General features: G+C 63.2%; 22 protein-coding genes. 12 read left to right on the forward strand and 10 right to left on the reverse strand.

Features of this window, described 5'->3' with window-relative positions:
* Positions 1-12: 12 nt before the first annotated feature.
* The 3 genes from mexE to IF103_RS11290 form a co-directional block, all read right to left on the reverse strand.
* Positions 13-1,254, reverse strand: coding sequence for a multidrug efflux RND transporter periplasmic adaptor subunit MexE (gene mexE / locus IF103_RS11280; RefSeq protein ID WP_023380414.1), 1,242 nt, complete (start codon positions 1,252-1,254; stop codon positions 13-15).
* Between the two features lie 318 nt (positions 1,255-1,572).
* Positions 1,573-3,159: a rhodanese-related sulfurtransferase gene (locus IF103_RS11285; protein WP_202676120.1), complete on the reverse strand. Its 1,587-nt coding sequence runs from the start codon at positions 3,157-3,159 to the stop codon at positions 1,573-1,575.
* Positions 3,156-3,764: a cysteine dioxygenase family protein gene (locus IF103_RS11290; protein WP_023380416.1), complete on the reverse strand. Its 609-nt coding sequence runs from the start codon at positions 3,762-3,764 to the stop codon at positions 3,156-3,158. The genes IF103_RS11285 and IF103_RS11290 overlap by 4 nt, the downstream gene beginning before the upstream one ends.
* Positions 3,765-4,039: 275 nt before the next feature.
* Between IF103_RS11290 and IF103_RS11295 the strand changes: the two genes are divergently transcribed.
* Together IF103_RS11295 and IF103_RS11300 are read left to right on the forward strand one after the other, a co-directional pair.
* Positions 4,040-5,002, forward strand: a complete 963-nt coding sequence (locus IF103_RS11295) for an ABC transporter substrate-binding protein (RefSeq protein WP_023380417.1) — start codon at positions 4,040-4,042, stop codon at positions 5,000-5,002.
* Positions 5,003-5,022: 20 nt separating this feature from the next.
* A complete protein-coding gene (locus tag IF103_RS11300; RefSeq protein WP_023380418.1) occupies positions 5,023-6,342 on the forward strand; it encodes an LLM class flavin-dependent oxidoreductase in 1,320 nt (439 codons plus the stop codon).
* A gap of 42 nt (positions 6,343-6,384) precedes the next feature.
* On the opposite strand, the gene IF103_RS11305 is transcribed toward IF103_RS11300, so the two are convergent.
* Both IF103_RS11305 and IF103_RS11310 read right to left on the reverse strand, forming a co-directional pair.
* On the reverse strand, positions 6,385-8,385 hold the full coding sequence (locus IF103_RS11305) for a peptidase U32 family protein (RefSeq protein ID WP_023380419.1): 2,001 nt from the start codon (positions 8,383-8,385) through the stop codon (positions 6,385-6,387).
* Between the two features lie 198 nt (positions 8,386-8,583).
* Positions 8,584-8,943: a RidA family protein gene (locus tag IF103_RS11310; protein ID WP_023380420.1), complete on the reverse strand. Its 360-nt coding sequence runs from the start codon at positions 8,941-8,943 to the stop codon at positions 8,584-8,586.
* A gap of 146 nt (positions 8,944-9,089) precedes the next feature.
* On the opposite strand from IF103_RS11310, the gene IF103_RS11315 reads away from it, so the two are divergent.
* Positions 9,090-9,785 carry a tRNA (adenine(22)-N(1))-methyltransferase gene (locus IF103_RS11315; RefSeq protein WP_202676121.1) on the forward strand — a complete coding sequence of 232 codons (696 nt, stop codon included), beginning with the start codon at positions 9,090-9,092 and terminating at the stop codon, positions 9,783-9,785.
* A 1-nt stretch (position 9,786) separates the two neighbouring features.
* Here the strand turns inward: IF103_RS11315 and IF103_RS11320 are convergent, their stop codons facing one another.
* A complete protein-coding gene (locus IF103_RS11320; protein WP_023380422.1) occupies positions 9,787-10,053 on the reverse strand; it encodes a DUF2790 domain-containing protein in 267 nt (88 codons plus the stop codon).
* A 125-nt stretch (positions 10,054-10,178) separates the two neighbouring features.
* Between IF103_RS11320 and IF103_RS11325 the strand changes: the two genes are divergently transcribed.
* Positions 10,179-11,111 (forward strand): LysR family transcriptional regulator, encoded by a 933-nt coding sequence (locus IF103_RS11325; protein WP_202676122.1) that lies wholly within the window; start codon positions 10,179-10,181, stop codon positions 11,109-11,111.
* A gap of 49 nt (positions 11,112-11,160) precedes the next feature.
* On the opposite strand, the gene IF103_RS11330 is transcribed toward IF103_RS11325, so the two are convergent.
* Both IF103_RS11330 and IF103_RS11335 read right to left on the reverse strand, forming a co-directional pair.
* Entirely contained in the window at positions 11,161-11,520 is a 360-nt protein-coding gene (locus IF103_RS11330) for a hypothetical protein (RefSeq protein ID WP_104881820.1), read from the reverse strand.
* Positions 11,521-11,634: 114 nt separating this feature from the next.
* The gene (locus tag IF103_RS11335) at positions 11,635-12,930 is read right to left on the reverse strand and encodes an MFS transporter (protein WP_023380425.1); all 1,296 of its coding nucleotides are present in this window, start codon (positions 12,928-12,930) and stop codon (positions 11,635-11,637) included.
* A 406-nt stretch (positions 12,931-13,336) separates the two neighbouring features.
* Here IF103_RS11335 and IF103_RS11340 point away from each other — a divergent pair, with 406 nt between their 5' ends.
* On the forward strand, positions 13,337-14,212 hold the full coding sequence (locus tag IF103_RS11340; RefSeq protein WP_027907775.1) for an AEC family transporter: 876 nt from the start codon (positions 13,337-13,339) through the stop codon (positions 14,210-14,212).
* A gap of 95 nt (positions 14,213-14,307) precedes the next feature.
* Here IF103_RS11340 and IF103_RS11345 read toward each other — a convergent pair whose 3' ends face one another.
* A complete protein-coding gene (locus IF103_RS11345; RefSeq protein ID WP_202676123.1) occupies positions 14,308-14,940 on the reverse strand; it encodes an SEN1982 family lipoprotein in 633 nt (210 codons plus the stop codon).
* Between the two features lie 288 nt (positions 14,941-15,228).
* Between IF103_RS11345 and IF103_RS11350 the strand changes: the two genes are divergently transcribed.
* From IF103_RS11350 to IF103_RS11365, 4 genes are all read left to right on the forward strand, one after another.
* Complete coding sequence (locus tag IF103_RS11350; protein WP_202676124.1) at positions 15,229-16,404, forward strand: M20 aminoacylase family protein; 1,176 nt, start codon at positions 15,229-15,231, stop codon at positions 16,402-16,404.
* 91 nt (positions 16,405-16,495) lie between these two features.
* On the forward strand, positions 16,496-17,806 hold the full coding sequence (locus IF103_RS11355) for a citrate-proton symporter (protein ID WP_202676125.1): 1,311 nt from the start codon (positions 16,496-16,498) through the stop codon (positions 17,804-17,806).
* A complete protein-coding gene (locus IF103_RS11360) occupies positions 17,803-19,260 on the forward strand; it encodes an amidase (RefSeq protein WP_202676126.1) in 1,458 nt (485 codons plus the stop codon). Before IF103_RS11355 ends, IF103_RS11360 begins: the two co-directional genes overlap by 4 nt.
* A gap of 69 nt (positions 19,261-19,329) precedes the next feature.
* Positions 19,330-20,103: an IclR family transcriptional regulator gene (locus IF103_RS11365; protein WP_027907779.1), complete on the forward strand. Its 774-nt coding sequence runs from the start codon at positions 19,330-19,332 to the stop codon at positions 20,101-20,103.
* A gap of 168 nt (positions 20,104-20,271) precedes the next feature.
* On the opposite strand, the gene IF103_RS11370 is transcribed toward IF103_RS11365, so the two are convergent.
* The gene (locus tag IF103_RS11370) at positions 20,272-21,150 is read right to left on the reverse strand and encodes a helix-turn-helix domain-containing protein (RefSeq protein ID WP_027907780.1); all 879 of its coding nucleotides are present in this window, start codon (positions 21,148-21,150) and stop codon (positions 20,272-20,274) included.
* A gap of 178 nt (positions 21,151-21,328) precedes the next feature.
* Between IF103_RS11370 and IF103_RS11375 the strand changes: the two genes are divergently transcribed.
* Genes IF103_RS11375 through IF103_RS11385 form a run of 3 tightly spaced genes read left to right on the forward strand, consistent with a single transcriptional unit; the run spans position 21,329 to position 24,206 of the window.
* Positions 21,329-22,156: an SDR family NAD(P)-dependent oxidoreductase gene (locus IF103_RS11375; RefSeq protein ID WP_023380433.1), complete on the forward strand. Its 828-nt coding sequence runs from the start codon at positions 21,329-21,331 to the stop codon at positions 22,154-22,156.
* Positions 22,153-23,874, forward strand: a complete 1,722-nt coding sequence (locus IF103_RS11380; protein ID WP_023380434.1) for an FAD-dependent oxidoreductase — start codon at positions 22,153-22,155, stop codon at positions 23,872-23,874. The genes IF103_RS11375 and IF103_RS11380 overlap by 4 nt, the downstream gene beginning before the upstream one ends.
* Positions 23,874-24,206 (forward strand): NIPSNAP family protein, encoded by a 333-nt coding sequence (locus tag IF103_RS11385; RefSeq protein WP_023380435.1) that lies wholly within the window; start codon positions 23,874-23,876, stop codon positions 24,204-24,206. The genes IF103_RS11380 and IF103_RS11385 overlap by 1 nt, the downstream gene beginning before the upstream one ends.
* Positions 24,207-24,242: the final 36 nt, after the last annotated feature.

A 24,242-nucleotide genomic window follows, 5' to 3' on the forward strand; every position in this document is an offset into this window, starting at 1 on the left:
CGGTGTGATCCCTTAACCGCGTGGCGCTTGGGCGCTGGCGACTTTTTCGGTGGAGCCCGCTACCTTCTGCGTCCGATTGCTGGCCTCGAGGGCTTGGCGTTGCTGGGCGAGGGCGGCGAGGGTCTGCTCGCTGGCCATAGGCGTTTCTTCCGGCGTCACTGGCGACCCCGGACGCACACGCTGCAGGCCCTTGACCACGATGCGATCGTCCTTGGTCAGACCGCTGCGCACGATGCGCAGTCCTTCGAGCTTCGGCCCCAGTTCTACTGGGCGATAGCTGGCCTTGTTGTCCTTGTCCATGACCAGCACGAACTTCTTGCCAAGGTCCGTACCCACGGCTTCGTCGTTGATCAGCACCGCATCGTACTGGGCGCTGCCGACCAGCTTCAGCCGCGCATAGAGGCCTGGCGTGAACTGGCCGTCGCGGTTATCGAACACGGCGCGGCCGCGGATGGTGCCGGTACGTGGGTTGACCTGGTTGTCGACGAAGTTCATCTGGCCCAGGTGTGGGTTGCCGGTTTCGTTGGTCAGGCCCAGGTAAACAGGCGTGCTCTGACCGCGCTGGCCTTCGCGGGCCAGTTGGGTGTACTTCAGGTACACGCGTTCGTCGGCGTCGAAGTAGGCATACACCTTGTCGGTGGACACCACGCTGGTCAGCGGGGTGACATCGGCGGTGACGATGTTGCCGGCGGTGAACTGAGCGCGGCTGACCCGGCCGCTGATCGGCGCAGTGACGCGGGTGAAGCTCAAGTTCAGGCGGGCCAGGTCCAGTTGGGCCTGGATGGCATCGACGCCGGCACGGGCTTCGGCGGCGGCACTGCTGCGCGATTCGGCCAATTCCGCGGAGATCGCGTTGCTGTCGCGCAGGCGCTCGCCACGGCGGGCTTCGTTGGCGCTGCGAATGGCGGTGGCCTTGGCTTGTTGCAGTTGGGCTTCGAGTCGGCGGACTTCAGCCTGGAACGGACGTGGGTCGATCTGGAACAACAGGTCGCCTTTCTTGACCTGGGCACCTTCGGTGAAGGCTACCAAGTCGATCTGGCCTGAGACCCGAGGGCGTACTTCAACGGTTTCTGGCGCTTCGAGGCGGCCGGTGAACTCGTCCCACTCGTTGATCGGTTGCTCGATCACCTTGGCGACGCTGACTTTCGGTGCGGCGGGGGCCTGCACGGCGTCCGGGGTTCGACCGCATGCGCTCAGCACCACGACTGCCAGGGCAGCGAGGGGGAAGCGCAAGGGTTTGAGTGATTGTTCCATGGAGAACTCCGCCAATGTATTAGTAGTGGGCGGAGTGTGAGTGTCTTGCGCGTAGCGCACGAATCGAATGGAACGAAGGTTATTATCACGCGCAATGATAAGGCGTGGTCAGACATCGATGTGGGGCATGGATCAGCGCTGCAGGCGTCCCTCCGAGCGAAGCGGCCCCGTTTTCTCCAGGCTCTGTACGAAAAGCCTTGAAACTCGGTGATGCTGCGTTGAAAACAGCCTCGGAATGCTCTTTACAACCCGTAAACTCCGCTTCCTCGGCTGTTTTCGCCTTGCCAGACCTTCGTCTCAAGACTTTTCTTACAGACCCTAGCTCAGCACCTGGAATCCATGAGTGCCATCGCGCTCCAACTGCGCAATCAGACCAAACTCCCAATCCAGATAACCTTGCATGGCCTCGCGCGGGTTATCGGTGCCTTCATAAGGCCGGCGGTAGCGGTCGGTGCGCGCCACCGCCAAATGGGTCTCACCGCTCTCCAGCGGCTTGCCAGCGGCAATCCAGCTGGCGGTGCCCCCGCTGAGCAGATACACGGGCGTGTGGGTCAGTGCTTGCAGGTCGACGGCTGCGAAACGGGCGAGCAGGCCAGTGCCGCAAGTCAACACATAACGTTCGGCTACAGGCAACCGCTCCAGGGCCTGGGGCAGTTGCGCCCGGATAGCCCAATGGGCACCCGGAACATGATGCTTGACGTAGTTGGCACTGGCCGTGAAATCCAGCACTACGGTACTGGCGGATTCGAGCCAGCCTTGCAACTGCTCGACACTGATTTCGGTCACTTGCGGCAGTGGCGGCAGCGGGGCTTTCCAGTCACCTGTCTCGCTGAAGTGGTCCTGGGTAAGCCCATCCAACACAGCCACCTGCCAGCCCATCTGCGCCAGCCACGAAGCACTCATGTTCGCCCGCACGCCATCGTCATCGACCAACACGATACGCGCACCGCGCACGCTGGCCACATGGTCGGTCTCCTGCACCAACTGCCCGCCAGGCACCGAACGGCTTCCAGGCACATGGCCCTTGGCATATTCCTCAGGTGTGCGCACATCGAAAAGGTACGTGGTGCGGTGGCTGTCGGCCTGCCAGACCCTGAGCCCCTTGACCTCCAGGCGCAGCACACCGGCCTTATCGGCAACCTTGCGCGCACGCTTGGCTGCCACGGCACGGTTGGACTCGGTCACTTCGGTAAAGCGGCGCTGTTGGCCATGGGCCAGTTGTTGCCCCGCCAAGGTCCAGCCGATGGTGCCATTGCGCAGCGCTGCCACCGGGTTGGGGATCCCGGCATTGACCAGTGACTGAGTGCCGATGATGCTGCGGGTGCGCCCGGCGCAGTTGACGATCACCTGGGTGTCGGCGCTGGGCACCAGCTCGGCAACCCGCAGCACCAATTCCGCACCCGGCACGCTGATACCGCCCGGTATGCTCATCGTCTGGTATTCATCGAAACGCCGGGCGTCGAGTACCACCACATCGGCCTTGGCATCCAGCAACGCCTGCACCTGCTCGGCCGCCAGCGACGGGGTATGGCGCACGCTCTCGACCCACTCGCCAAAGGCTTTGCTCGGTACGTTGACGTCTCTGAACAGCTCGCCGCCGGCAGCGCGCCAGCCGGCCAGGCCATCCTGCAGCAATGCCACATCGCTGTAGCCCAGCGCCAGCAGGCGCTCCGCCGCTCGGTCCGCGAGTCCTTCACCATCGTCATACAGGGTCATGGCGGTACTGCGACGCGGTACGCGGGCGAACATTTCCAGTTCCAGTTTCGACAACGGAACGTTGGCGGCGAACAATGGGTGCGCCTGGGCAAACGGGTCTTCTTCTCGGACGTCGATCAGTGCCAGCTCCTGATGGGCCAGCAGGGCTCGACGAATGTCCTGGTAGGTCCGGGTGGTCACAGTACTCATAGGTCAGGGGTCTCTTTGGACAGGTCCCAGATGTTGGGCAAGCGGGTATTGGTGTATCCGGAAATGAAGGCTTTTTCGCTGCCGTCGGCCAGGTATACGGCGCGCCGAACGGCACCGATGTTGGCGCCATAGACATGGATGCTGATCGACACCCTGTCGTCGAAGGCATTGCTTACTTGATGGATGTCGCCGATGCGGGGCGAGACAGCTTCGACATGCCCCGGATCGATGCGTACAGGTTCGCCAGCGGGCACCAGTGCGCCCTGTTCGGTGCGGGCAAAGCCTTGCGAGTATTCGGCTCCGCGCAGCATGCCGATCAGGCCCCAGACGCGATGGTCATGGATCGGGGTGCGCTGCCCCGGTGCCCAGACGAAACTGACGATGGAAAAGCGTTGGCGCGAGTCGCAATGCAACAGGTACTGCTGGTAACGGGTCGGATCGGGCTGAGCCAGGTCCGCGGGCAGCCAGTCATCGTGAGCGACCAGGCTGCCAAGCAGACCCTGGCCGTGGTCGAGGAGGGCGGCCTCGTCGGTCTCCCGGTCCAAAAGATCGGAAAGTTCGCTTATGAACAAGCGCAAACGGTCAAGACGCAGCGGTTGGCTCATGGTAAGGGCTCGATGGAGAGGTCTGAATCACCCTAGCAAAGTCAGAGAATATTCTCAAAATGCAAAATAATCATAAGCTAATATGCATAATTGGTATTTAGTGGCGCGCATTTCAGAAGCATTAGGTTATGCCTAAAACGCATTTCACAGGGGTGTTTCGAGTCGTTAGCTTATAAACAGGCCTCTGTTTAGATTCAAAACACATAAATAATCTGCGAGACCGCACGGGCGGATCGACTTGCCATGCCGTGCCCCAAGGGCACCTGGAGACGAACGTGCGATACCTCAAAAAATTGGCTGCAGGCGTGCTGGCCTCAGCCCTGAGCCTGGCCGTCAGTGCGCAAACCCTGGTAGTGGGTGACCAGAGCTTCAATGCCCGCTCCGTGATGGAAGCGGCGGGTGTGCTCGATGACTTGCCCTACACACTGGAATGGAAGCAGTTCACTGCCGGCTCCCCAGTGGCCGAAGCGCTGAACGTCGGTAGCTTGGACCTCGGCCTGCTGGGCGATGCACCGCCGCTGTTCCTCGGGGCCCTGGGGGCGCCGATCAAAGTCATCGCGGTGAGCCGGCAGAATCTGGACGGTGTGGCGATCCTCGCGCGCAAGGATTCGAACATACACAGCCTGGCTGATCTGCGCGGCAAGCGCGCAGCGATCTGGAAAGGCTCGTGGAGCCAACAACTGTTGTTCAGCGCCCTGGACAAAGCCAATGTGCCCCGCGACTCGCTCGAGCTGCGTTATCTCAGTGCACTGGATGCTTCTCACGCCCTGGATGGCGGTTCGGTCGACGTGATCGCCACCTGGGAACCCTACGTCACCCAGCAGGAGCGCCAAGGCGCACGGGTACTGGCCACTGCGCAAGGGCTGATTCCAGCGCAGAGCTTCGTGGTGGCGAACGCCAAGGCCGTCGAGGGCAAGCGCGCGCAAATCGCGGACTTCCTGCAGCGCCTGAAAACAGCCCGCGAATGGGCCTTGGGCGACCCGGCCAATACCGAAGCCTATGCCGACGACTGGGCCAAGCGTACCCGGGCCGACCGCGACATCGCCCGCATCTGGTTCGCTCGCGCCCGTACCGACCTGGCACCGTTGAACCCACAGGTGGTGGTCGATGCGCAAAAAACCGTGGACTTCTTCGCAGGGCTCGGTTTGATCAAGGCGTACCCCGCCGCTACCCTGTTCGACACTTCGTTCTCTGCCGCTCTGCAACAGCCAGCCACGGCGCAGGCCAAAAACCAGTAGGTCCAAGGAGGCTAGCCCGTATGAGCAAGAGACAGATCAAATTGGGTGCGCTGACCATGGGTTGCGGCGGCCCTGGGCGGCACAACCTGTGGCTGGACCCGGAGTTGCCGGCTGATGCCAGCGTCAATATCGACTGGTATATCGATATCGCCCGCCAGGCCGAAGCTGCGCTGTTCGACCTGGTGTTCATCGTCGACAGCCAGTTCATCACACCTGGCTCGCCGTCGCATTATCTCAATCGCCTGGAACCGCTGACCCTGTTGTCGGCGCTTGCGGTGAGTACCCGCCATATCGGCCTGGTCGGGACCCTGACCACATCCTACAACGCGCCTTTCAACGTAGCCCGTCGCCTGGCGTCCCTGGACCTTATCAGCAAAGGCCGCGCTGGCTGGAACGTGGTCACCAGTGGCGACGCTGGCACCGCCGGCAATTATGGTCGAGACGAACACTACGATTACGATACTCGCTATGCCAGGGCCCAGGAGCACGTCCAGGTGGTGCAAGGGCTCTGGCATTCCTACGAGGACAATGCGTTCCCCCGCGACCGGGCCACGGGGCAATTTCTCGATCCGTCCAGGCTGCATGCGCTCAACCACAAGGGTGAGCATTTCTCGGTGGTGGGGCCACTGAACATCCAGCGCTCGCCCCAGGGGCAGCCGGTGGTCTTCCAGGCGGGTGATTCGCAACAAGGGCGTGACTTGGGCGCAGCCACTGCCGATGTGGTGTTCACCCATGCGTCTAGCATCGAGCAGGGGCAGGCGTTCTACCAGGACATCAAGGGCAGGGCGGCGCGACTGGGGCGCGACCCGGACCAGTTGCTGGTCTTGCCGGGCGCCGAAATCTACGTCGGTGACAGCGATGCCGAGGCCCGTGAGATCGAGCGGCACTATCACCAGCAGGACCACAGCTTCGAGCTGGCGCTCAAGGAATTCGGGCGCAATTTTGGCTGGCACGATTTCAGCCAATACGACCTGGATGCGCCGTTTCCCCAAGAAAGCCTTGAGTACGCGCGAAGTAGCTTTTTCACCAATGCCAAGCGCATTGCCGATCAAGCGCGGGACAAGGGCTTCAGTCTGCGCCAAGCCGTGGAGTACGGGCGCCAGCTGAGGCCGGGAGCGTTCGTCGGGTCGGCCGAAACCGTGGCGGCGAAGATGACTGAGTGGTTCGAGGCAAGGGCGCTGGACGGGTTCAATATCTACGTTGGGCATCCGAGCCAGTTCAAGCGCTTCACCCGGGAGGTCGTACCGTTGCTGCAGGCGCGCGGGGTGTATCGCACCCAGTATGAAGGCACGACGTTGCGTGAGAGCCTCGGCCTGCGGATTCCGCGTTTCGTCCGGTAGCGAAAGCCGCTGGGAAAGGGGCGCAATGCGCCCCTCTGGCTATCAATGTGGCGCGCGGACAATGGTCTTGAGCAGGTCTTCCGGGCTGATGTGTCCCACTACCTGAGCCACCCCACTGCCAGGTGTCGGCAGGTCGATGATGTGCGGCTTCATCTTGCCGATCACATGCATCTCGCAGGGCTTGCAGTCGAACTTCAGGGTCAGTACTTCATCCCCCTGAATCAGTTGCATCGGCGCCACCTTGGTGCGAACGCCCGTCACACCCTTGGCCTGCTTGGGGCACAGGTTGAACGAGAAGCGCAGGCAGTGCTTGGTGATCATCACCGGCACTTCCCCATGTTCCTCGTGGGCTTCGTAGGCGGCATCGATCAGTTGCACACCATGGCGATGGTAGAACTCGCGAGCCTTCTGGTTGTATACGTTGGCCAGGAACGACAGGTGCGACTCCGGGTACACCGGTGGTGGGTTGGTTTCGGCTTTGCGTCCACCCCGCGGGTGAGCCTTGACCCGCGCTTCGGTCAGCGCCTCGATGGCTTCCCGGCGCAGGGCCTTGAGCTGCGAGTTGGGGATGAAATAGGCTTGCGGCGCATCCAGTTCGATGGCATCGGCGTGGTACTGGGTGGTGCCCAACTGACCGAGCAGGTCGTGCAGTTGTTCCAGCGCCTGTTGCGGCTTGTTGGCCTCGCCGAACGGGCCATCCAGCGCCACTTGCACGCTCACGCCTTCCTCGCTGGTGGCCGTCAGCGCCAGCCGCTGTTCGCGTAGCACGGCGTGCCATTCCACGCCTACACGACGCTCGGACGAAGTGCGCAGCAGGGCCTGCTGCCAGTTGTGATCCAGATTGCGCGACAGTGGGTGGTTCGGGCGTAGCTTATGCAGGCCCTCGGGCATTTCGTTGGGTTCGACCCTGTAGCGGTAGCGTTTCTGGCCGTCTTCTTCGAACTCGCCCCGTGGTTCGGCGATATTGGCGCGGAACCCCACCACCTCACGCTTGACCAGCACATTCAGGCCGTCGCCATTGGTCAGCGGCACCTCGGTGACCACCAACAGGTCGCGCTTGCCGACTTTCTCAACCACGCCTACCGGCAGACCGGTGAAGGTCGGCGAGTCGAAAGCACCGATGTCGACCTTGCGGTCGGTGACGAAGTAGTCGGTGCTGCCACGGTGGAACGTCTTGTCCGGGTCGGGCACGAAGAAGTGCTGGGTACGACCGCTGGAGGCGCGTGCCAGGTCCGGGCGGTCTTCGAGGATGGCGTCCAGCTCTTTGCGGTAGTGGGCGGTGATGTTCTTCACGTAGCCCATGTCCTTGTAGCGGCCTTCGATCTTGAACGAGCGCACGCCAGCATCCACCAGGTCGCGCAGGTTGGCGGTCTGGTTGTTGTCCTTCATCGACAGCAGGTGCTTTTCGAAGGCCACCACACGGCCCTGGTCGTCCTTGAGCGTGTAGGGCAGGCGGCAGGCCTGGGAGCAGTCGCCACGGTTGGCGCTGCGACCGGTCTGGGCATGGGAGATGTTGCACTGGCCGGAGAACGCCACGCACAGCGCGCCATGGATGAAGAACTCGATGGCAGCGTCGGTTTCGGCGGCAATGGCGCGGATCTGCTGCAGGTTCAGCTCGCGGGCCAACACCAGTTGCGAGAAGCCGGCCTGGTCGAGGAACTTGGCCCGCTCCAGGGTGCGGATGTCGGTCTGGGTACTGGCATGCAGCTCGATCGGCGGAATGTCCAGCTCCATCACACCCAGGTCCTGGACGATAAGCGCGTCGACACCTGCGTCATAGAGCTGGTGGATCAGCTTGCGCGCCGGCTCCAGCTCATTGTCGTGGAGGATGGTGTTGAGGGTGGTGAACACTCGCGCATGGTAGCGATGGGCGAATTCAACCAACTCGGCGATATCGCTGACTTCGTTGCAGGCGTTGTGGCGCGCGCCGAAGCTCGGGCCGCCGATGTAGATGGCGTCAGCGCCGTGCAGGATGGCTTCGCGGGCAATGGCCACGTCGCGGGCAGGGCTAAGCAGTTCCAGGTGATTCTTTGGAAGGGACATGTCGTTATGGTCGGGCTGTCACGGTCAAGGCGGGCATTGTAGCGGTGAATTGGGTTGGCGGCATCCTCGGGCTGCTCAGTGGGAAAGAAACACTGGCGTTGCCGGTGATCGCCGGCAAGCCGGCCCCGACGGCAGATGCTGAAACAAACGCAGGACCGTTGGGCGCTGGCTTGCCAGCGGCGGGGTGTTGCCGGCGGATCAGCGCTTGGCGGCCATCGCCGTCACTTCGACGCGCATGGTCGGGAACGCCAGCGCCGCCACGCCCACGGCGGCACGCACCGGCCACGGCTTTTGGAAGAAACGCTGATAGACCTCGTTGAACGCAGGGCGGTCAGCCATATCGGTGAGGTAGATGGTCAGGTGCATGACGCGGTCCATGCCGCTGCCGGCTTTTTCCAGCGCGTCCTTCAGGGCCTGCAGGGTACTTTCGCTCTGCGCGGTGATGTCAGCTTCGATATCGGCGGGAATCTGGGTGGTGACCAGTATGCCGTTGAACTCGGCGACGTCAGAGGAAATGGAGTCGGCGTCGGAGTCCGGGGTGTAGATGAGGTCTGCCATGGGAGTTTGCCTTGCAACGGAATGAAACCCGCAAGCCTACGCGAGCACGACGAGCGGGTCGAGCGACACCGTTGGGCCAACGTCCGTTGTAATGCCGGGCGCTGGCCGTCAGAATCGCGCCCGATTGTTGAGCAAGGGGCTTCACGTTGAACGAACAGACTTTGTCGATGCGCCTTGAGCGTGTGGCGGCCCATGTGCCGCGAGGCGCGCGGCTGGCCGATATCGGCTCGGACCATGGCTACCTGCCGGTAGCCCTGATGCTGCGCGGCATCATTGAAGCTGGGGTGGCGGGTGAAGTGGCGCAGACGCCTTTCGCCTCGGCCCAGCGCAAGGTGCGCAAGAACGGCCTGGAAGGTCGCATCACTGTTCGCCTGGCCAATGGCCTGGCGGCCATCGAACCTTCCGACCGGGTCAACACCATCAGCATCTGCGGCATGGGTGGCGAAACGATTCGCGACATTCTGGAACAGGGCAAGGCCCGCTTGCAGGGCGTGACGCGCCTGATTCTGCAGCCCAATGGCGACGAGCGGGAACTGCGTCAGTGGCTGATGGACAACGGCTACCGGATTTGCCGCGAAGAATTGCTGCGCGAAAACCGCTTTGACTACGAAATCATCGTCGCCGAGCCTTGCGAAGCCGTGAGCTACACCGCCGAACAACTTTACTTCGGCCCAATGCTGTTGCAGGAAAAAAGTCCGGCGTTCATTACCAAGTGGCAGCGCATGTTGCGTCAGAAACAGCAGACACTGGCCCATTTCGAGCGCGCCCGGGACGCAGTACCGCAGGAAAAGACCCGTGACTTCACTCGTCAGGTCGCCTGGATCACCCAGGCCCTGGCCTGAATCACTGCTGAGAACAGTTGCCCATTTCCCGGTAGGCGACTTCGTGGGTCTGGCCCTTGTGGTCGACGTACTTCATATGTGCGGTACCGACCTGGCAGTCGGCGACGTTGCTGGCTGGGGTGACGGAGATGACTTTGGCCACATCCAGCGGCATGCCGTATTCGTAGGTGGCCTCGCTGGAGGCCGGTTGGCCGGCACTCTGGTCGGCCACGGCGCCGAACGAGGCGAGGGCGGCGGACAAAGCAAGCAAAGCGATCGAACGTTTCATGGCAGGCTCCTTCTTCAATGTTTTACTAATGATGTATTCATTGATGATCCACAATAAATGGCCTAATTCGTGATAGATTCCTGCCTTGGATGTACGAATAAGGCCGAAGAAAGGAGCCGAATACGATGGACATGCTGCACGCCATGCGCACGTTCGCCCGGGTGGTGGAGTGCGGCAGCTTTGCCGCGGCCGCCAATGCCCTGGATATATCCGCGGCGCAGGTGTCGCGCATCGTTGCCGAGCTGGAAAACCAATTGCAGACCCGGCTGCTACACCGCACCACGCGGCGCTTGCGCATGAGCGAGGCGGGGGAGCGATTTCTTGAGCGTTCACGGCACATTCTGTCGTTGACCGACGAAGCCATGGATGAGGCCCGGGGTGCCCACCTCAACCCCCGGGGGCGTCTGCGTTTTCACTGCACCCATGGCCTGGGCTTGTTGATGATGCCCTTGGTGGCACGCTACAACGCGGCGTGCCCGGAAGTGGTGATGGAGTTGACCCTGTCACAGCGCAACCCCGACCCGTTGGACGAAGGCCACGATATCGTGATCACCATCGGCAAAGGGTTGCCTGACTCGCAATTGATCGCTATCCCGTTGGGCAGCATCTACAGCATCCTTTGCGCATCACCCGAGTACCTGGCGCGGCATGGCGTGCCGACCAAGCCGGAAGACTTGAACGATCATGCCTGCCTGCGCATGGTCGACCCCTTGTTCGAAGAGGACTGGTCATTCGATCACCACCAGGGACGCAGTGTGGTCGTGCCCCAGGACACCTTCCTCACCAACGTCGCCGATGCCATGCTCAAAGCCACTGAACTGGGCATGGGGGTGGGCTTGTTGCCATACTACTCTGCCAGCCATGCCATCGAGGAAGGCCGCCTGTTCCGCCTGCTGGCGCCGCACCGGTTGCGCCAGCGGGAAATCTACGCCATCTATCCGTCGCGTCATTACCTCGATGCCAAGGTACGCACCTGGCTCGATTACCTGAAGGAGCAACTCCCGGCGTTGTTCGAAGCTCATCAACAGGTGGTGGACGACCCCAGGTTCTGGCGCTGACCGCGAACCCGTGCCTAGGGTCGCGGTGGGGGCCTGACCGGGTTGCTTCTCAACGGCTGTCCTGGTCCTCGGCGGTACCCCCCGTACTGCCCGCGCCAGACCCTGTCGCTTCACCGGTGCTGTTGGAACCACCGCTGGCGCCATCGGCGGCGTCGGAGTCGCTTCCCGTGTCACTGCTGTCGTTATCCTTACTGCTGCCCGGGCTATTGACGCTGCTGCCTTTTTCGCCAGCAGTCTTGCCTTCGTCGTACGTTTTGCCTTCATCGTAAGGCTTAGGCTTGGAAGGGGCGCCAGACGGGGTTGCCGGGACCTGGGTGTCGTTTCCATACCCGCCGCTGGCGGCGAAGCTGCCTGAGGCAATACCCAAGGTCAGGGCGAGGCATAGCGAAAGCGAACGAATGCGGACCATGTTAAATCTCCCGTGGGAACGATCTGTCATTCATTCGGCTTTCGCTGGACCTTGACGTGCCTTTCGGGCGACGGGCGGTCACCGGAAGTATCGTGGACCCGCCTGCGATGGATATCACCCGATGTCAGCCTTTGGCGCTGCCTGCGAGGGAGCAGGCTGTTGGGGGGGATGCTCCTGGCACGCGTGCATCAAATCTTCTGTCACCCGCAGCTCTGCGCCAGTGGGCGAGAAGGTCGTGGCCGGGGCGAAGGGAGCAGGGTGTTCAGGTGCCGGTCGCTTGCCCCTGCGCCACATGAAGAAGCTGACCATGGCCAGGTTGATGACGGCGAAGGCCCAGAACAGCCCGACTTCGCCGTAGCTGGTCATAACCGGCGAGATAGCCAGCGGGGCCAGCGCCGAACCCAGTGAGTTGATCAGCAGCAGGCCTTGGATCATCGGTACCAGCGCTTCGGCCGGGGCGCGGTCGGCTGCGTGGCTGACTGCAACCGGATACAGTGCGAACACCCCGCCACCCAGCAGGAACAGCATCGCCGGCAGCAACACCGACTGCGAGGGCAGCAACACGATCACTACCGACAGTACCGTGCACAAGGCGCCAAGGGCTATCAGCACGTCCTGGCGGTCCTTGCGGTCCGACCACCGGCCCACCGGGTACTGCAACAGCATCGCACCCAGGATCACCCAGGCCATCATGTTGCCGACCTCGCCCACGTCCAGGCCGATACGTTGCAGGTACAGTGGCAGCAAGGCATAGACGCCAGCGATGGCCGCGCCCGAGCCGAAGCAGCCGACCAGCCCGGTTGGGGCCACGCCCAGCAGTTGGCGAGGCTTCAGCGGTTCGACCTGCTCCAGCAGCGGCGACACCTGCGGCAGAATCACGATAGGCATCACCGACAGCGCCGCGAGCATGCCCGCGACCATGAACGGTGCGGTTGCGCCCCAGCCAGTGATTTCGCCCAGGGCCGCCTGGGCTACCACGCCAGCACCGTAGAAGGCGATCATGTACAGCGCCAGCAAGCGCCCCCGGATCTTCGCGTCGCCCGCCAGCAGCAACCAGCTTTCGATGACCAGGAACACACCGACGGTTGCCCAGCCGTTGATCAGGCGCAGGGCGATCCACCCGTGGGTATCGTAGAACAGTCCCTGCAGCAGGATGGTCGCGGCGATCAGCGAGGCGAAACTGCTGTAAGCGCGGATATGGCCGATGCGCAGGATCAGGCGGTCGTTGAAGATCGCGCCCAGGGTCAGGCCGACGAAGTAGGCCGAGGAGACGATACCGATCATCGAGGGCGACTCACCAGCGGCGTCCAGGCGCAGGGTCGTCAGGGAAGACATGAAGCCGTTGCCCAGGGCAATGATGAACAGCCCGAGCAGGGGTGCCAGCGCCATGGCCAGCAAACGCGGAGACATAGGTACCTCTGGTTGAGTAAGCGAAAAAAGCGCCTTTTCTGACGCGCACGCTTTCCCGGCCTTGAACGGCCAGGGTTGTTGCACGGGTGTGCCTTCGTGATGCGACCTGGGCAAGACTCAACCGGAACCTTGGCAAGGGCGGTCGGGTGGGGTCGATTGAGCCTATTTCACATGTGCGGCCATGTGCTTAGGCGCGGACTCTGTCATTGCTGCCGGTTGCCACCGTTCAAGGCGACGGGCGAAAAGGAGGCGCGATTCTAAGGCCTTGGAAGGTTTTGCCCAAGAGCCTGCAGCCTGCGGCATAATGCCGCTTTTTGCCCTTTGGGATGTCGCGCGCTGGGGCTGGATCGGTCAACGCTCGTCACGCCTTCACGTGCACAGGGCAGCTCCATGGAGGGCTTGGTAGATGTTCGCTTCGTTGTTCGCCGTACTGGCGCCGGTGTTTATCGTCGCCGGTATCGGTTACGCCTGGGCCCGCAAGGGCTTGAGCTACCCCACTGAGTTCATTGCCAGCCTGGTGATGACCATTGGCACGCCGTCGTTGGTGTTGTCGACGCTGAGCCGCACCGAACTGGACCCGACGGCTTTCGCCAGCATGGCTCTGGGCTGCCTGCTTTGCCTACTCGGCATGGTCGTGGTCGGCTTGCTGGTATGCCGCATCTTCGACCAGCACTGGCGGGTGCTGCTGCCAGCGTTTCTGTTTCCCAACACGGGCAACATGGGCCTGCCGATCAGTCTGTATGCCTTTGGCGAGCATGGCCTTGCGCTGGCGGTGGCGTTTTTCCTGACGCTGTCGATATTCCAGTTCACCGTCGGCATGGCCATCTCCGGTACCGCGGCGTCACCCAAGGCGCTGTTGCGCAACCCCATCGTCATCAGCCTGGCCGGTGCGATGCCGATCATTTTCCTGGACGTCGAATTGCCCCGCTGGCTGGCCAACACGGTAGACCTGCTGGGCGGCATGACCATTCCGTTGATGTTGTTGACCCTCGGGGTATCGCTGGCCAGCATTCGTCTGCGGCACATTGGCAGCGGCATGCTGCTGGGTGGCCTGCGCATCGTGCTGGGGGCTGCGGTGGGCTGGGCGGTCGGTGCCCTGCTGGGTATGGAAACCCTGGAGCGGGCGGTGCTGATGGTGCAGTCGGCAATGCCGGTGGCGGTGTTCAACTACCTGATGGCGGTACGGGCCAACCGCTCACCAGAGCAGGTAGCGAACCTGGTGATGTGTTCGACGGTGCTGTCCTTTGTCTGGCTACCGGTGGTGTTGGCGTGGTGGTTGTGAACCTGCTCCGGCCTTATCGCCCGCAGACTCCCAAAGGGACCACGCAGATCCTGCAGGAGCCGGCTTGGCGGCGATAGGGCCCGTACAGGCAAACATCACTTATCGAACAACCGCTCGTGTACCCAACCCTGTTCTGTCAGCACCATCAGGCGCTTTTCCCGCACGGGTGCGTCGTGGGTCGCCACCGCCCGATCCAGGTCTTGAATGCTGGACCTGACGTTGTCATTCGATGCCCAGGCCGGCAATCCGGTGATCTTGTAGGTATAGGTCACGTCGGAAACCGTGTGCCCCATCTTCTCGCCAGGTTCGCTGAACTGTTCAATGGCCATGACCTGTGCCTTGCCGAAGCACAGCCCGCCGCGGGTCTTGCCGTTGACCGTCCGTTGTGCATCGGCCTTGTAGTACTTGCGACCTTCTTCGGTGAGGTCGTAGGCGTAGTAGATATCCGTGCGGGCTGGTTGCCACAGACGTTCGGGAACCTGCGTGCGCGAGATTTCCTTCTCGCTGACCACTCCGACCTGGGCCAGGGCGTGCAGGGCCTTGTTGGTGCCGTTGACGTCGAAGTCCTTGGTTTTGGTCGGGAACGAGCTGACCACGAAACAGTGGGGGTATTGAGTGTCGAGATAGGCTTGGGCGGCCTTGTGAAAACTGGCCTCAGTGGCCTCAGGCGTGTCGGAGCAGCCAGCCAGGGTTGCCAGCAGCGCCAGCGGTACGATCTTCCTGTACATGATGAAGCGTCCTTGGATTGCGAAGATAAAACCGGTGGGTCGGAATTAGAACCCACGCGCTAGAGCGGGTGCAATCATGGCAGGACGGCATCTCGACGGAGGTCTCAAAACTGGCGGGGCGAATGATCGCCCCGGACAGCACCAAGCGTGTTCCACTCCTCGGAACCACATTCGATTGTGCTTGCGCACTACACGCGTTTATCTGTCGCCAAGCACGACCTGCCTTACCTGTCGTGATCTCGAAGCGAACAACAAGAACGGGAACCCACCCGCGCGAGGAGATTTCACATGTCCCGACATCAACACATCCTGGCCTGGCTCGACGATGTGGCCAGTGACCTGCATGCCATCCGCCACGACATCCACGCCCATCCCGAACTGGGTTTCGAAGAAGACCGCACCTCGGCACTGGTCGCCCGGTTGCTCAAGGACTGGGGATACCAGGTACACACCGGCATCGGCAAAACCGGAGTGGTTGGTGTACTGCGCAACGGCAGCAGCGCGCGCACGCTTGGGTTGCGCGCGGACATGGACGCGCTGCCGATCGTCGAGGCCACGGGCGCGGCCTACAGCAGCCGACACCAGGGCTGCATGCACGCCTGCGGTCACGACGGGCACACCGCCATGCTGCTGGGGGCCGCGCGCTACTTGGCAGCGACGCGTCAGTTCGATGGCACCCTGACGCTGATCTTCCAGCCTGCCGAGGAGGGCCAGGGAGGGGCCGAGGCAATGCTGGCCGATGGGCTGCTGGAGCGCTTCCCCTGCGATGCGCTGTTCGGCATGCACAACATGCCCGGGCTGCCCGCAGGGCATTTGGGTTTTCGCGAAGGGCCGATGATGGCGTCGCAGGACCTGCTCACGGTCATCATCGAAGGCGTCGGTGGCCATGGTTCGATGCCGCACCTGACGGTCGACCCACTGGTGGCCGCCGCCAGTGTGGTGATGGCGTTGCAGACAGTGGTGGCACGCAACATCGACGCCCAGGAAGCGGCCGTGGTGACCGTCGGCGCCTTGCAGGCGGGGGAAGCGGCCAATGTGATCCCGCAGCAGGCCCTGCTGCGCCTGAGCCTGCGTGCGCTCGATGCCCAGGTGCGCGCACTGATGCTCGAGCGAGTGCGGGCGATCATCATCAGCCAGGCCGAAAGCTACGGTTGCCGCGTCAGTATCGAGCATCGCCCGGCCTACCCGGTGCTGGTCAACCATGCCGCGGAAAACGCCTTCGCCCAGCAGGTAGGGGTGGAGCTGCTCGGCGCCGAGGCGGTCGATGGCAACACCCGCAAGCTGATGGGCAGCGAGGACTTCGCCTGGATGCTGCAGCGCTGCCCGGGCGCGTACCTGTTCATCGGCAATGGCCTGCAGCGGCCGATGGTGCACAACCCGGCCTACGACTTCAACGATGACATCCTGCTGACTGGCGCAGCCTACTGGGGCGCGCTTGTCGAGCGCTGGCTCGAGCCTGCCTGACCACTTCATTGACGACTGCCGCTGGAACCTGGGCGCGTGCGTCCGGGCTGTTCTGAACCGTTTCTGGCCAACAGATGGATGGAGTGTTCCCATGCAGATTTCCAACACAGGCGCGTCGCGTACCCGGCAGGTGGTCGCGGCTGTCATCGGTAACGCGCTGGAGTGGTATGACTTTATCGTTTACGGCTTTCTGGCGAGCATCATCGCCCGGCAGTTCTTTCCTTCCGACGACGAATACGCCTCGTTGCTGATGGCCCTGGCCACCTTCGGCGTGGGCTTTTTCATGCGCCCTGTCGGTGGCGTGCTGTTGGGGATCTACTCTGACCGCAAGGGGCGCAAGGCGGCGATGCAGTTGATCATCCGCCTGATGACGGTATCCATCGCCATGATCGCCTTTGCCCCCAACTACCTCGCCATCGGCATGGGTGCGCCGCTGCTGATCGTGGTGGCGCGGATGCTCCAGGGCTTCGCTACTGGGGGTGAATACGCCAGCGCCACAGCGTTCCTGGTCGAGAGTGCCCCCGCCCATCGCAAGGGCCTGTACGGCTCGTGGCAGCTGGTAGGGCAATGCCTGGCGGTGTTCTCAGGCGCGGCGATGGTGGCGCTGGTCACCCACCTCTGCACCCCCGAGGCGCTGGACAGCTGGGGCTGGCGGATTCCGTTCGTGCTCGGCTTGCTGATCGGGCCGGTGGGGCTGTGGATTCGCAAGCACATGGAGGAGCCGGAGGAGTTTATCGAGGCACGCAAGCAGGCCAAGGGGCGGGCGCCGAGCCTGTGGCGGGTGCTGCGTGAACACCGTCGCAGCCTGTTGGTGTCCATGGGCCTGGCCAGTGGCGCGACGGTGTCGTTCTACGTGGTGCTGGTGAACATGCCGACCTTCGCTCACAAGAATTTGGGCCTGCCGCTGGACCAGGTGCTGCTGGTGCAGATGCTCGCGGTGGGGCTGATGACCGTGGTCATTCCGTTGTCGGGTGCGCTGTCGGACCGTTTGGGCCGCAGGCCGGTGCTGATGGCCTTCACTTTGGCGTTCTTCGTGATGGTGTACCCGCTGTATGTGTGGGTGGCGGCGGCGCCGTCGATCGAACGGCTGTTACTGATGCAACTGCTGCTGTGCTCTGCCATTGGCGGCTTCTTCGGGCCTGCGCCCACTGCACTGGCCGAGCAGTTTCCGGTGGAGGTGCGCTCCACCGGGGTGTCGGTGGCCTATAACGTCGCGGTGATGGTGTTCGGCGGCTTTGCTCCGCTGATCGTGACGTGGCTGAGCAAGGTGCTGGGTACCCCCGTGGCGCCGTCGTTCTACGTACTGTTTGCCTGCCTGCTGACCCTGCTGGGCACCTATTGCCTGAAGGAAGCACCGCGTGGGGGCAGGTCTGCAGCGTTCAACCTTGGAGTGAAACCGTGATGCCGTTAGCTATCGACCCTATCGTCGCCCTCGATGCCGAAGCCCTGTCCCAGGCGATCCATGGGCGTCGGGTATCGTGCCGTGAGGTGATGCAGGCTTACCTCGGCCACATCGAGCGCTTCAACCCGCACGTGAATGCGCTGGTGTCGCTGCGCCCGGCTGAGGCGGTGCTGGCCGAGGCCGATGCCTGCGACCGCGAATTGGCCAGCGGCCGGTCGCGCGGCTGGATGCACGGCATGCCCCAGGCGATCAAGGATTTGGCAGCCACGGCCGGGCTTCGGACCACAATGGGCTCACCGCTGTTTGCCGAGCAGGTGCCGCAGCAGGATGCGGTCAGTGTAGCGCGGGTAAGGGCCAACGGGGCGATCATCCTCGGCAAGAGCAACGTGCCGGAGTTTGGCCTGGGTTCGCAGACCTACAACACGCTGTTTGGCACCACCACCAACGCCTACGATCCAAGCCGGGTGGCCGGCGGCAGCAGTGGCGGGGCAGCGGCGGCGCTGGCCCTGCGCCTGCTGCCGGTGGCCGACGGTAGCGACATGATGGGGTCGTTGCGCAACCCGGCAGCGTTCAACAACGTCTATGGCCTGCGCCCCTCCCAAGGCCGCGTGCCCCACGGCCCGGCACCAGAGGTCTTCATGCAGCAACTGGCGACCGAAGGGCCGATGGGGCGTAGCGTAACGGACGTAGCGCGGTTGTTGTCGGTACAGGCCGGTTACGACCCTCGAGTGCCGTTGTCGTTGAATGCATCGCCTGGTGAATTCGCCCAGGGTCTGCAGCGCGACTTCAAGGGTGTTCGGGTGGGTTGGCTGGGCGATTACAACGGCTACCTGGCCATGGAGGACGGGGTGATGGGGCTGTGCGAAACGGCATTGGCGGATTTTGCCGAGCTGGGTTGTCACGTCGAGGCATGCCAACCGGACTTCGCCTTGGAACGTTTATGGCAATGCTGGCTCACCCATCGCCATTTCCTGGTGCACGGCAACCTCGGCGCTGCCTATGCCGACCCCGGCAAGCGGGCACTGCTCAAACCCGAGGCGCAGTGGGAAGTGGAGGGTGGGCTGCACTTGAGCGGGGCACGGATATACCAGGCTTCGGTCGACCGCAGCGCGTGGTATCACGCCATGGGCCGCCTGTTCGAACGTTACGACTTCTTGCTGTTGCCCGCGGCGCAAGTGTTTCCATTCGAGGCCCGCGAGGCTTGGCCTAAGGTGGTCGGCGGGCGGACGATGGACACCTATCACCGGTGGATGGAGGTGGTGATCGGCCCGACCCTGGCGGGCCTTCCGAGCATCAGCGTGCCGGTCGGCTTCAATCCCCAAGGTTTGCCGATGGGCTTGCAGATCATCGGCCCGGCACAGGCCGACCATGCCGTGCTGCAACTGGCCCACGCCCATGAGCAACTCACCCATTGGGTCGAACGGTGTCCGCCGCCATCACTGCTGGCACCGTGACAGCCCTTGGCAGGCCCGTATCTTGCTGGGCATTCTGACCATCCACGCACAGACAGGGAGGTCATACCCATGGGCAGCACGGCAGACACCGGTGGCGTACGTTCGGTGGAGCGTGCGCTGGCGATCGTCGAATTGCTTGGCGAGCACCAGGCGCTTGGGCTGGAGGAGCTGCATTACCTGACGACGCTGCCCAAGGCGACGGTGTCGCGGATGCTGTCGACCTTGCAGGAGCAGGGATGGGTGTATCGAGGCCTGAGCGACCGGCGTTACCGGCTGTGTGCCCGGCGCCTGTTCGGCGACCGCCAGCTGCGTTTCAAGCGCCAGTTGGTCGAGCGTGCGGCGCCCTTGTTGCAGGAACTGAGCGAGCGCACCGGGTTGGTGGTCGACCTGTCCTGTTTCGATGGCCAGCGCCTGGAGGTCATGGAAAGCGCGATACCCCAGGTGCTGCGCAAGCGTTACCCGAACAACTGCCAGATCGTCGGGCACTACGCCAGCCTGTTCCATTCGGCGATGGGTCGGGCATGCCTGGGCGAACTTGGGCGTGAAGAGGTCCAGCGCCTGGCGGCCGATGAGCGGCTGGGGGCTGAAGCGGTCATGCGTAACCTGGAAGAAGATGCCCATAACGGTTTTGGGCAACGTACCGAAGGATTCTGGGAGTACCCGGTGCGATTGCCGTTCCTGATCCGCGCGATTGCCTTGCCAGTGCATGCCGATGGGCGGCTGGCGGGCAGCATCGCCTTGCACTGGCCGCTGGACCAGGCCCCGGTGGAGCGTGTGCTGAGCCTGCACCTGAACAGCCTGGCGAGCACCGTTGGCGAGGTGCAGCAGGCGCTGGCGGTGTGAACGCAGTCTCCAACAGTCTCCAACGCCTAGCCAGATCGGTGTGGGGGCGGCCTTGTGTCGCGATAGGGCCGCGCAGCGGCCCTTGCCGTCTGTTCACAGCCAAACAGCTGTCCCTCCACAAACGCCCTGGCATCTTGAAACACGCGCGCAAACCCGAGACAGACGCAATTACGTGGCCTTGTTGGCCCGAAAGGTACTCGGGCTCACTCCGCACTGTTTGCGAAAGAACCGACTGAAATAGCCCACATCGGCGAAGCCCAGTTCATGGGCGATCTCCTTCACGCAGGCGTCCGAGTGGCTCAATGCACGTTTGGCCTCCAGCACTAGCCGCGCATTGACTACGTTCATTGGCGTCATGCCCAAGTGCTCCTGGCACAGCCGCCCAAGGGTCGCCAGGGTCATGCCCAGTTCGCCGGCATAGAAGGCCAGTGGCGGGTGCGCACGGTAATGCATGTCCACCAGTTCACGGAACCCGGTCAACTGCTGGCTACGCCTTGAAGGTGGGCGGCGTGCTTCGTCGGGTGCGTGATGGGCGTGTCGCAGCGCCTGGATCAGCAACGCCAACAGCAATGACATGCTACTTGCCACATGTTCGCGGGCGCGGTTGTGGTACTCCTCGCTCAAGGCCCGGCACAGCGGTAGCAGCGGGTCTTCCTCCCCGCGCCATAGCGGCAGGGCGAGCACCTGCGGTTTACGTATCTGTGCCAGCAAGGTGGGCGCCAGCAGCTGGGCAATGCTCTCCAGGGGATGCTGCGCGGCAGTGATGACCTGGCCCTCGACCTGGCCGGCCCAATGGAAACCATGCACCACCTGCGCCGGCACATAGACCACGCACGGCGCGTGCACCTGCACGAGTTCACTGTCGAACAGCACCTCGCCACTGCCGCTTTGCAGGTAGAGCAATTGCAGGAGCCCGTCGTGACGGTGCGCGGCTATTTCCCAGTTGTGCGCGCCGGAACGCTTGGAGATCGACTCCACATGCAGGGACTCATGCCACACCGGCTGTGCGGTCTCGCCGTAGAGGGCGTAATTCGGGATCTTGTTCATGGTTGTTGTAATTGTTCTGGTCGTTACTCGATCACTCTGCCACAGCCGCACGCGAGCTTCAGGGGGCATGGACGAAATTGTCGGGAATGTGGGGTTGCTTGCAGGTTTTGTCCATTCTGCCGGGCGGGGCCTCGGCCCTAGGCTGACGACCAGATCAAGTAACACTCTGGAGAGCGGCATGCATAACAACAAGATTTCCTCCCACTGGTTGGGTCTGGACGGGGCCGTCTGCGTGGTCACCGGCGCGGCCGGAGGCATCGGTGCGGCGCTGGCTGGCGCCCTGGTCGAGCAGCAGGCCCATGTGGTACTGCTCGACCGCGATCGAGACAAGTGCCGGGCGCTGGCCGCCACCTTGGGTGAGCACAGCGTGGGTGAAGTGAGCGCCTTGGCATGCGACATTGCCGACCCGGCCAGCGTCGAGCAGGCCGCGGCCCAGGTGCAAGCCCTGCACGGGCGCTGCGATGTGTTGGTCAACAACGCCAGTGTGCTGCGGCCTGGCGCGCTGCAGACCCTGACCCTGGAGCAATGGAACCAGGTGTTGGCGGTGAATCTCAGCGGTTATCTGCTGTGCGCGCAGGCCTTCGGCCAGGCGATGCTTGCCCGCAGGCAGGGGCGCATCGTGCACGTGGCGTCGATTGCCGCCCATTTTCCGCAGCCCAACAGCGGTGCCTACAGTGCGGCCAAGGCCGGGGTCAGCATGCTCTCGCGGCAGATCGCCGTGGAATGGGGACCGTGTGGCGTGCGCAGCAACACCGTATGCCCTGGGTTGATCCGCACGCCGCTGTCGGCGGCGTTCTATGCCGACCCGCAAATCGAACGCCAGCGCAGCGCGATGACCGCCAACCAACGCATCGGCGAGCCGCAGGACATCGTCGAAGCCGTGCTGTTTCTGGCAAGCCCGCGAGCCGACTACATCAATGGTGCCGAACTGACCGTTGACGGCGGGCTGGAGAGCATGCCCATGGCGCTCATCCCGCGCCCAGGCTTCGAGGGGGTACGTCCATGAACACGCTCACATGTGATGTGCTGGTCATCGGTGCAGGTGCTGGCGGCCTGGCCACGGCCATCACTGCCAAGCAGCATGGGCTGGACGTACTGGTGATCGAGAAAGACGACTGCTTTGGTGGCACCACGGCCTTTTCCGGCGGGGTGCTGTGGATACCGGGCAACCCATTGACCGGCAAGCGCGATAGTCATGACGCGGCGCTGAGCTACCTGCGAAACGAAGCCGGAGCCTGCTTCGAGCGGGCCGAAGTCGAAGCTTTCCTGCGTTACGGACCGCAAATGGTGGAGTTTTTCGAACGCGAGACCGCGGTCAAGTTCGTCCCGACGTTGTACCCCGACTACCACCCGCTGGTCGAAGGCGGAGTCGATGTGGGCCGCTCGATACTTGCCGCACCCTATGACATCCGCGAGCTGGGTGCCGACATGGCACGACTGCGCCCGCCACTCAAGACCATTACCTTCATCGGCATGATGTTCAATTCGTCGAACGCCGACCTCAAGCATTTCTTCAACGTTACCCGTTCGCTGACCTCGTTCTTCTATGTGGCCAAACGGCTGTTGACCCACCTCAAGGAGCTGGCGCTGTACCGCCGTGGCACCCAGGTGACCAGTGGCAACGCCCTGGCGGCGCGTTTGGTGAAGTCAGCGCTTGACTTGGGTATTCCGATCCTCACGGGCACCCCGGCCAGGCAGTTGCTGCGCGAAGGCGGGCGGGTCAGCGGGGCCTTGGCCCGTCAGGGGGCGGGCGAGTTGCGCATCGAGGCCCGGCGTGGCGTGGTGCTTGCGTGTGGCGGTTTTTCCCACGACCTGCAACGCATCGGCCAGGCATATCCCCACGTGCGCCGGGGCGGCGAGCACTTTTCGCCTGTGCCAGCGGGCAATACCGGCGATGGCGCGCGCATGGCCGAGGCGCTGGGCGCCCGGGTGGATATGCGCTTGCAAGCAGCGGCTGCCTGGATGCCGGTATCGAAAGTCCCGATGGGCGCCGGACGCCATGTCGCTTTCCCGCACCTGCTTGACCGTTACAAGCCGGGGGTGATTGGTGTCTTGCGTTCTGGCCAGCGCTTCACCAACGAGTCCAATTCCTACCACGATGTGGGCGCGGCCTTGATCGAGGCATGCGCCGACCAGGCCGAAACCGCCATGTGGCTGGTCTGTGACCGCCGTACGCTGGCCAAGTACGGACTCGGTTACGCCAAACCCGCCCCCATGCCGCTGGGCCCCTTGTTGCGCAATGGCTACTTGCTCAAGGGCAACAGCCTTGCCGAGCTGGCGTGCAAGGCTGGTATCGATGCACGGGGGTTGGAGCGCACGGTTCGCGAGTACAACCTTGGCGCCGTACACGGTGAGGACCGCCAGTTCGGCCGGGGCAGCACCAGTTTCAACCGCTACTTGGCCGATCCGCAGCAGCAGCCCAATCCTTGTGTCGCACCTGTCGGCGACGGGCCCTACTTTGCGGTGAAAGTGGTGATGGGCGACCTCGGCACCTTCGATGGCCTGCGCACCAGTGTGGTCGGCGAAGTACTCGGTGCCGACCAGCGTGCCATAGCCGGGCTGTATGCGGTGGGTAACGACCGAGCCAGCATCATGGGCGGCAACTACCCCGGCGCTGGCATCACCCTGGGGCCGATCATGACCTTTGGTTACATCACCGGCCGCCACCTGGCGGGTATCGACCAAGGACTGGCCGCGGCTGGCCCGGCACAGGAGGTGGCGTGATGGACAAGGCGATTGTCGACCACCGCATCTACACCATCCGGCCTCGGTGCATGCCTGCTTTCCTGGCGGCATTCGACCAGTTGGCGATGCCGATTCTGCTGCGTCACCTGGGCCCGCCGCTGGCGTTCTATGTGAGCAGCATCGGCACATTGAACCAGGTCGTCCACCTGTGGGGCTACGACAGCCTCGATGACCTCGAACGCCGCAGCGCGGCCCGCGACGCCGATCCGGACTTCGCCGCGTATCTGCATGCCACCCGCGACCTCGTGATGGCCCAGGAGACGCGAATCATCAAGCCCGTGCAATTCAAGGCCCTGGCAAGTCGCCTGTAGGAACCGGCCCGGCGCCGCCGAAAAAAACCTATGGCC

This window comes from Pseudomonas sp. SK2 (assembly GCF_016772395.1).
GTDB classification, from domain to species: domain Bacteria; phylum Pseudomonadota; class Gammaproteobacteria; order Pseudomonadales; family Pseudomonadaceae; genus Aquipseudomonas; species Aquipseudomonas taiwanensis.